At 73.3% G+C, this 8,633-nt stretch carries 8 protein-coding genes; 4 read left to right on the plus strand and 4 right to left on the minus strand.

Annotated elements, in window-relative coordinates:
- Nucleotides 1-143 precede the first annotated feature (143 nt).
- Nucleotides 144-407: a WhiB family transcriptional regulator gene (locus tag ACIBW6_RS34675; RefSeq protein WP_127831770.1), complete on the minus strand. Its 264-nt coding sequence runs from the start codon at nt 405-407 to the stop codon at nt 144-146.
- A gap of 658 nt (nt 408-1,065) precedes the next feature.
- Here ACIBW6_RS34675 and ACIBW6_RS34680 point away from each other — a divergent pair.
- From ACIBW6_RS34680 to ACIBW6_RS34690, 3 genes are read left to right on the plus strand one after another with little or no spacing between them, the layout of a single operon-like run.
- Entirely contained in the window at nt 1,066-1,560 is a 495-nt protein-coding gene (locus tag ACIBW6_RS34680) for a cysteine dioxygenase (protein ID WP_399066895.1), read from the plus strand.
- Between the two features lie 57 nt (nt 1,561-1,617).
- On the plus strand, nt 1,618-2,589 hold the full coding sequence (gene cofD, locus ACIBW6_RS34685; protein WP_399066897.1) for a 2-phospho-L-lactate transferase: 972 nt from the start codon (nt 1,618-1,620) through the stop codon (nt 2,587-2,589).
- A complete protein-coding gene (locus ACIBW6_RS34690) occupies nt 2,586-3,893 on the plus strand; it encodes a coenzyme F420-0:L-glutamate ligase (protein WP_399066899.1) in 1,308 nt (435 codons plus the stop codon). The genes cofD and ACIBW6_RS34690 overlap by 4 nt, the downstream gene beginning before the upstream one ends.
- A gap of 106 nt (nt 3,894-3,999) precedes the next feature.
- Here the strand turns inward: ACIBW6_RS34690 and ACIBW6_RS34695 are convergent, their stop codons facing one another.
- From ACIBW6_RS34695 to ACIBW6_RS34705, 3 genes are all read right to left on the minus strand, one after another.
- Nucleotides 4,000-4,989 carry a DNA-3-methyladenine glycosylase family protein gene (locus tag ACIBW6_RS34695; protein ID WP_399066901.1) on the minus strand — a complete coding sequence of 330 codons (990 nt, stop codon included), beginning with the start codon at nt 4,987-4,989 and terminating at the stop codon, nt 4,000-4,002.
- Nucleotides 4,990-5,159: 170 nt separating this feature from the next.
- Nucleotides 5,160-6,242: a sugar phosphate nucleotidyltransferase gene (locus ACIBW6_RS34700; RefSeq protein WP_399066903.1), complete on the minus strand. Its 1,083-nt coding sequence runs from the start codon at nt 6,240-6,242 to the stop codon at nt 5,160-5,162.
- An 89-nt stretch (nt 6,243-6,331) separates the two neighbouring features.
- The gene (locus ACIBW6_RS34705) at nt 6,332-7,621 is read right to left on the minus strand and encodes an N-acetylmuramoyl-L-alanine amidase (protein WP_399066905.1); all 1,290 of its coding nucleotides are present in this window, start codon (nt 7,619-7,621) and stop codon (nt 6,332-6,334) included.
- 130 nt (nt 7,622-7,751) lie between these two features.
- On the opposite strand from ACIBW6_RS34705, the gene ACIBW6_RS34710 reads away from it, so the two are divergent.
- Complete coding sequence (locus ACIBW6_RS34710) at nt 7,752-8,501, plus strand: TIGR03089 family protein (protein WP_399066907.1); 750 nt, start codon at nt 7,752-7,754, stop codon at nt 8,499-8,501.
- Nucleotides 8,502-8,633 lie beyond the last annotated feature (132 nt).

Raw genomic sequence — 8,633 nt, forward strand, 5'->3', positions numbered from 1 at the left:
CGACGCCCGGCACGCACGCTCGCGGCGTTGCCGAAGCGCCCGAATAGCTCCGCTATGAGGACGCTCCGGCGCCTTGCGATCGCACGCACCGGACGCCGCGGGGCCCGCCCTTCGGGCGGACGACGGGACTTTGAAAACACGCCCTAGACGGCAGCCTTCTTCAGGCGCCGGCGCTCGCGCTCGGACAGACCGCCCCAGATGCCGAACCGCTCGTCGTTGGCGAGTGCGTACTCAAGGCATTCGGAACGGACCTCGCACGCCAGGCAGACCTTCTTGGCCTCCCTCGTGGAGCCGCCCTTCTCGGGGAAGAAGGACTCGGGGTCGGTCTGGGCGCACAGCGCCCGCTCCTGCCAGCCGAGTTCCTCTTCCGCGTCCTCGACCAGCAGATCCTGAAACGACTCGGTCATCGTGCGCCCCTCGTCCGTCCGTGCGTTCCCCGTGATGTTGCCGTTACCGATTTCGGCTGAACGACACGAGTGAAATTACAAGTGTGCCGATCCGGGGCAGTCAAGCCGAGATCTGCTATTGGGCCCCTTATTCACTCTGCGGAACCAAGGCTATGCGGAAAGTGTTCAAATCGGCAAAAACCGTGACACTTGCCAGCGGCCCATGTGGGTGCCCCTACCCCCGCCGGGCCACTACATGAGAGGACGAGAGGGAATTTGATCTCGTTCCGGAACGCCCGCAGAAGCGAACCGGATCACATTCGGATCACGGGATCACAACGGCACTTGCGCGCCGGGTTGCTGCGCCACATGTCCCGGTCAGCGGGTGAACAAACCTTTCGCCTGCCCGCGATACCGGATGAGGTGAAACATTTCCCACGATCCGGACATGAAGTTGACAGCGCAAGCATGAACCGGTGTGCTGGTGGGCATGCTCGCGCACTCGACTCGGACCACGACCCGCACCGCCGGGTCCGTCTCTGTCGCCCGCGCGCACTGTTGCTGTTCCAGCTGTTGAGTCGTTGAGCCACCGGGCTCCGACCGCGCTCTCTCCTCCCCGTACGGCTCCGCGCCCCCTGTCCGGGCACCCCGCACTCCCCGCTGAGGAACCTCCACACCCATGAACAGCGACAGCGACCTCCAGATCGCCGGCGACATCCTCGAAGTGCCGCACCTGCTCCAGCCCGCGCGCGAACACCCCGGCACGGTGGCCGAGTTCGCCGGGCTCGCCCGCTCCGTGGCCGCCGACCGCTCCCAGTGGGAGCACCTCGTCGAGTACGACGCCACCTCCCGCTGGTACCACCGGCTGCGCACCGGGCCCGGCTACGAGGTGTGGCTGCTGTCGTGGGTTCCGGGACAGGGCAGCGGGCTGCACGACCACGGGCCCTCGTCCGGCGTACTGACGCTCCTGCACGGCGAACTGACGGAGCGTACGCAGGGCGGCGCACGGACCCTTCGCGCGGGCGCACAGCGCGTCTTCGGCGCCGGTTACGTCCACGAGGTCGTCAACGACTCCCTGGAGCCCGCCGTGAGCCTGCACGTCTACTTCCCGGGCCTCACCGAGATGCCCTTCCACTCCCCCGCCTGCTCGACGGCGCGGCCGGCCGCGGTCTGACCGGGCGGCGCCGGGACCGGCTGCCGTGCTGTCGTACCTGCCTGCGATGCTGGGGCCATGCGCATTGTGGTTCTGGCAGGCGGCATCGGTGGTGCCCGGTTCCTTCGCGGTCTCAAGCAGGCGGCACCGGACGACGCGGTCATCACGGTCATCGGCAACACCGGGGACGACATCCACCTCTTCGGCCTGAAGGTCTGTCCCGACCTGGACACGGTGATGTACACGCTGGGCGGCGGCATCGACGAGGAGCAGGGCTGGGGGCGTACTAACGAGTCCTTCCACGTCAAGGAGGAGCTCGCGGCGTACGGGGTCGGACCCGGGTGGTTCGGCCTCGGCGACCGGGACTTCGCGACCCACATCGTCCGTACGCAGATGCTGGCGGCCGGGTACCCCCTCAGCGCGGTCACCGAGGCGCTGTGCGAGCGGTGGCAGCCCGGCGTGCGGCTCCTGCCCATGTCGGACGACCGGGTCGAGACGCACGTGGCGGTGGACGTGGACGGCGAGCGCAAGGCCGTGCACTTCCAGGAGTACTGGGTGAAGCTGCGGGCCTCCGTGGCCGCTCAGGCGGTCGTCCCCGTCGGCGCCGAGCAGGCGAAGCCCGCGCCCGGCGTGCTGGAGGCGATCGCCGAGGCGGACGTGATCCTCTTCCCGCCGTCGAACCCCGTGGTCAGCATCGGCACGATCCTCGCCGTGCCCGGTATCCGCGAGGCCATCGCGGACGCGGGCGTGCCCGTCGTCGGGCTCTCCCCGATCGTGGGCGACGCGCCCGTGCGGGGCATGGCCGACAAGGTGCTGGCCGCGGTGGGCGTGGAGGCGAGCGCCGCCGCCGTCGCCGAGCACTACGGCTCCGGGCTGCTCGACGGCTGGCTCGTGGACACCGTGGACGCCGGCGCCGTCGAGCGCGTGGCGGCGGCCGGGATCCGGTGCCGGGCCGTGCCGCTGCTGATGACCGACCCCGAGGAGGGCACCGCGGCGGCCGCGATGGCGCGTGAGGCGCTGCGGCTCGCGGAGGAGGTGCGGGTCGCGTGAGCGCCGCCGCCCCGGCCTTCCACGCGTGGGCCGTCGCCGGGATCCCCGAGGTCAGAGCGGGTGACGACCTCGCCAAGCTGATCATCGCCGCCGAGCCGGCGCTGGCCGACGGGGACGTCCTGCTCGTCACGTCGAAGATCGTCAGCAAGGCCGAGGGGCGGATCGTCCGGGCCGACGACCGGGAGGCGGCGATCGACGCCGAGACCGTGCGCGTCGTCGCCCGGCGCGGGCCGCTGCGGATCGTGGAGAACAAGCTGGGCCTGGTGATGGCCGCGGCGGGCGTCGACGCCTCCAACACCCCGGCCGGGACCGTGCTGTTGCTGCCCGAGGACCCGGACGCCTCCGCGGCCGCGATCCGCGACGGCGTGCGGGACGCCCTGGGCGTCGAGGTCGGCGTCGTCGTCACCGACACCTTCGGCCGCCCCTGGCGCAACGGACTGACCGACGTCGCCATCGGCGCCGCCGGCGTGCGCGTCCTGGACGACCTGCGCGGCGGCGTCGACGCGCACGGCAATCCGCTGAGCGCCACCGTGGTGGCGACCGCCGACGAACTGGCCGCCGCCGGGGACCTCGTGAAGGGCAAGGCCGGCGGGTTGCCGGTCGCGGTGGTCCGCGGGCTCGGCGCCCTGACCGGGCCCGGGCAGGACGGCGGCGCGCGGGAGCTGGTGCGCGTCGCCCGCGACGACATGTTCCGGCTCGGCACCTCGGAGGCCGTACGGGAGGCCGTGACGCAGCGGCGTACCGTACGGGCCTTCACCGACGAGCCCGTCGACCCGGGGGCCGTCCGCCGGGCCGTCGCCCAGGCCGTCACCGCGCCCGCGCCGCACCACACGACGCCGTGGCGGTTCGTGCTGCTGGAGTCCGCGCGGTCGCGGGCGCGGCTGCTCGACGCGATGCGGGACGCGTGGGTCGCGGACCTGCGGCGCGACGGCAAGGGCGAGGAGTCGATCGCCAGGCGGGTGCGGCGCGGGGACGTGCTGCGCAACGCGCCGTACCTCGTCGTGCCCTGCCTGGTGATGGACGGGTCGCACACGTACGGGGACGCGCGGCGGGACGCGGCGGAGCGCGAGATGTTCGTCGTGGCCGCCGGGGCCGGGGTGCAGAACTTCCTGGTGGCGCTGGCCGGGGAGCGGCTCGGCTCGGCGTGGGTCTCCTCGACCATGTTCTGCCGCGACGTCGTGCGGGAGGTCCTGGAGCTGCCCGCGCAGTGGGATCCGATGGGGGCCGTCGCCGTGGGACATGCGGCGGGGGCGCCTGCGGAGCGGGCCGAGCGGGTGGTGTCGGAGTTCGTGGAGGTGCGGTAGGCGGGCGGGGCCCTGGGGCGCCGCAGGGGCGGCGGTGGTCCGACCGTGCGGGCGGCTCCGGGAGCCCCGTGAGTGGGTCGGACCTACGCCTCAGGGGCGGGCGGTGTCACCACTGGGCGATGTCCACCCGGCGCATCTTCGGCTGTCTGCGGGCCGGGGCTACGCCGCTCAGCAGGATCAGGCGGGCCGCCCGGTGGCGCTGGCCCGCGTACGGGGCCAGGAGTTCCAGCATCTCCTCGTCCGTCGCGTCCCGGTTGCCCGCCAGCGCGTAGCCGACCGTGTGGGGCAGGTGCAGGTCGCCCGTGGTGACCTCGTCGGGGGCGCCGTTCGTGCGCTGGATCGTCTCGGCCGACGTCCAGGGGCCGATGCCCGGGACCAGTTCGAGGCGGGCGCGCGCCGCGGGCGGCTCCATCTGCGCCGCCTCCTCCATACGGCGGGCCACCCGCGCCGCGCGGATGATCGTCGACGCGCGCTTGTTGTCGACGCCCGCCCGGTGCCACTCCCATGACGGGATCAGGGTCCACGCGCGCGCGTCGGGCATGACCCGCATCCGCAGGTCCTGGCCGCCCGCCGGGCCGGGGGCCGGTTCGCCGTGCCGGTGCAGGAGCAGACGCCAGGCGCGGTACGCCTCGTCCGTGGTGATCTTCTGCTCCAGGATCGACGGGATCAGGTTCTCCAGCACCAGGCCCGTGCGGGTCAGCCGCAGGCCCGCGCGGCGGCGGGCCGACTCGGCGAGCAGGCGGTGGCGCGGCGCGAACGCGGCCGGGTCGTCGGCCTCGCCCAGCAGCGCGGGGAGGTGGTCCAGGAACCAGTCGGCCCCCGGGCCCCAGGCCTGCGCCCCTACCGTGCCGCCCTGCTCCGTCAGCCGGAGCGTGGCCGGGCCCTCGGGGGTACGGCTCGCCCGCCAGACGGCGCCGTCGGGGGTGGTGCGGAACGTGGGGTCGGCGGGGCCCCTGCGGAGGGGGGCGAGGGTGAGGCCCAGGTGGAGGGGGGCCGGGGGGGTGTAGGTGCGGGTGGCTGCCGCCTGGGTGCGGGGGTCCTGGTGGGGGCGGGCAGGGCGGGGTGCGGGTATGGGTGCGTATCGGCGGCCTGCCACGGGGGTCCCTTGGGTGGAGCGGGTGTGCTCTACGAGGGTAGGGGGTCTCGGCGATTTCAGCGGCGGGCCGCCCGGGGCGCGGGTCACGGGGCTCCGCCCCGGACCCCGCTCCTCCAAGCTCCCCCAGACTTCGTCCGGGGGGACCCCCAGCGGGCTGAGATTTCGCGGGGCTACTGGTCCGAGGAGAAGCGGAGGGACGCCTCGGGGATCCTGGCTTCGCACCAGACGCGGACGCCCGTCTGGAGTTCGTTGTCCGGGCCCACGTGAGCCCCGTCACCGATCACCGCTCCGGTCAGGATCGTGCGGGCGCCGACGCGGGCGCCGCGGCCGATCAGGGAGTCCGTGATCAGCGCGCCCGCTTCGACGACCGCGCCGTCCAGGACCGTGGAGCCGGCCACGCGCGCGCCCTCGCCGATGCGCGCGCCCTCGCCGACGACCGTGCCGCCGGTCAGCTTGGCGTCCGGGGCCACCGTCGCCGTCGCCAGCACCAGGCTGTCGCCGCAGCGGCCGGGGACCGCCGGGGACGGGGCGCGGCCCAGAACCAGGTCGGCCGAGCCACGCACGAACGCTCCCGGGGTGCCCAGGTCCAGCCAGTACGTGGAGTCGACCATGCCCTGGAGATGGGCGCCGGCCGCCAGCAGGCCGGGGAACGTCTCGCGCTCCACCGAGACCGGGCGGCCCGTCGGGATCGTGTCGATGACCGAGCGGCGAAACACGTACGCGCCCGCGTTGATCTGGTCGGTGACGATCTCCTCGGGCGTCTGGGGCTTCTCCAGGAACGCCGTCACCCGGCCCGTCGCGTCCGTGGGGACCAGTCCGTACGCCCGGGGGTCCTCGACCCGCGAGAGGTGCAGCGAGACGTCGGCGCCGGTGCTCTCGTGCTCGTGCACCAGCGCCTGGATGTCCAGGCCGGTCAGGATGTCACCGTTGAAGATCAGCACCGGCTCGTCGGGGCCCGAGCGCAGCCGCGACGCCACGTTGCGGATCGCGCCGCCGGTGCCGAGGGGCTCGACCTCGGTGACGTACTCCAGGTGCAGGCCGAGGCGGGAGCCGTCGCCGAAGTACGGCTCGAAGACCTCCGCCAGATAGGACGTGGCCAGGACGATGTGGTCGACGCCCGCCGCTTTCGCGCGGGCCAGCTGGTGCGTGAGGAACGGGACGCCCGCCGCCGGGACCATCGGCTTCGGGGTGTTCACCGTGAGCGGGCGCAGTCTGGTGCCCTTGCCGCCGACCAGGAGGATCGCTTCTGTCACCTGTCGTCTCTGCTTCCTGCTGGGGCCGGCCGAACTGTCTTTCGGCCGGCCAGTGTATGCAGACCGTGTGCGACCCGGGCCGGCCGGCCTCAGCGGCCCTGGAGGCGGGCGGAGCTGGTCCGGGCCGTGCCGAGCTTGCCGTAGAGACGGCGTCCGGGGCATTCGGTGGCGAATCCGTCCCGGTGGCCGGAGATCACGTGCAGTCGCACATCCTTTCCCTTGCGGTAGAGATTGCCACCGCCCGACTTGAGATATGTCGTCCCGCGCGGATTGGCCCCGTGCAGCCCGAGCTTCCAGGCGGTGAGCTTGGCGATCGCGGTCACCGCCGCGGCGGGCGGGTTCGTGCCGCTGTAGGAGCCGAGGACCGCGATGCCGGTGCTGTTGGTGTTGAAGCCCAGGGTGTGCGCGCCCATCACCGGCTTCGTGACGCCCCCGGCGCGGCCCTCGTAGATCGTGCCGCACTTGTCCACGAGGAAGTTGTAACCGATGTCCCGCCAGCCGCTGCTCTTGACGTGGAAGCGGTAGATACCGCGGATGACCGAAGGCGCTTGTGAGCAGCGGTAGTTGTTGCCGGTCGCGCTGTGGTGCACGAAGGCCGCCTTCACCGTCTTGGTGTAGCCGAGCTTGCGCTCGCGCAGCTTCTCGTCCGCGCCCCAGCCCTTGCGGGTGACGATGCGCGGGCGGGCGCCGACGTAGGGGCGGGCCTGGACCGCGGCCGTGTCGCCGCCGCGGGCCGCGATCAGTTCGTCCTCGGTCTCCTGCTTGGTGAGTTCGGGGATGACCGTGCCCGCCAGGGCGGTGCCGCGCGGGGTGTCCGCGGGGGCGCCCTCCGGTGCGGGGTCCTCGCCCTCGCCCGGGTCCACCAGTTCCAGGCTCAGGCCCCGGGGCAGCGGGGCCGGTGGGTTCGCCGCGCGGGTGGGCGCGGGGGTCTCGCCCACGACCCGTACCTCGACGCCGTCGGAGGCGCCGACCCACAGCGGGGCGGTGGCGCCGCGGGCGTGGGACGAGGTGTGCTCGGGGGTGTCCAGATCGGGCGCGTCGTCGTTGTGCGTCTCCACGTCCTGCCACCCGGACCAGGCCGTCGTGCCGCTCGCGCGGGTGCGGACCTGGACGCGGCCGTGGAGTTCGGCGTTCGGGTCGTCCCAGACGACGCCCACCAGCGAGAAGGGGTGGACGTCACGCCGCGGCAGGCCCTGCTCCTCCGGCAGGCCGGCCGCGCGGGTGGCGCCGCGTCTCGCCAGGGCCAGCGACTGGGTGCTGCCCGCGACCGCGTCCTGCGCCGGGGCCGGCGCGGCGTGCGAGGTGGTGGGCAGGGTGAGCGGGAGGGCCAGGGCCGCCGCGCAGGTGACGCCGATCGAGGAAGCAAGGAATCCACGCATGCCCATAATCCTGGGCATATTGGGGTGGTTCCGGCCATCGGGGAGTGTCATACGGGTGCCGCCCCCGGGCGCGCCGTCCCGAGCGGCGGCGGGACGGGGCGCGACCGGCTCCGCCGCGTAGGGTGGCCGGGTGAACTCCGTGCATCCTGCCGCGCTTCTGCAGAACGCCCTCGCCGACGATCCGGGCCGGCCGTTCGTCACGTTCTACGACGACGCCACCGGCGAGCGCGTGGAGCTGTCCGTGGCCACGTTCTCGAACTGGGTGTCCAAGACGGCCAACCTGCTGCAGGGGGAGCTGAACGCGGAGCCCGGCGACCGGGTCGCCCTGCTGCTGCCCGCCCACTGGCAGACCGCCGTCTGGCTGCTCGCCTGCTGGTCGACCGGGGTCGTCGCGCAGGTCGGCGGCGATCCGGCCGCGGCCGATCTCGTCGTCAGCGGGCCCGACGACCTGGACGCGGCCCGGCGCTGTGCCGGGGAGCGGATCGCGCTCGCGCTGCGGCCGCTGGGCGGGCGCTTCCCGCAGCCGCCCGAGGGGTTCGCGGACTACGCCGTGGAAGTCCCCTCGCAGGGCGACCGGTTCACCCCCTTCTCCCCGGTCGACCCGGACGCGCCCGCGCTCGTGGTCGCCGGCAGCGAGCGGACCGGCGCCGAAATCGTGGCGGACGCCACCGCCGAGGCCCCCGGCCTCGGCCTGACCGGCGAGAGCGCGCGGATGCTGTCCGGGCTCGGCTACGACACCTGGCAGGGTCTGTGCGCCGGGCTCCTCGCGCCGCTGACCAGTGGCGGTTCGGTCGTCCTGTGCCGCAACCTCGCCCTGCTCGACGACATCGCCCTGGCCAAGCGGATCGAGAGCGAGCGGGTCACCACCGTCGCCCGCTAGTAGTGCTTTGTTAGGTGGTGTCGTAGGGCTGCCATGAGACGGTCTGTCGGCAGGTGGGGCAGGTGCCGGTCCAGGTGGCGATGAGCTGTTGGAGGAGGTCCAGGGCCTGGTAGAGGGTCAGGCCCTGGCAGG

It is taken from the genome of Streptomyces sp. NPDC049813, assembly GCF_044465085.1.
GTDB lineage: Bacteria > Actinomycetota > Actinomycetes > Streptomycetales > Streptomycetaceae > Streptomyces.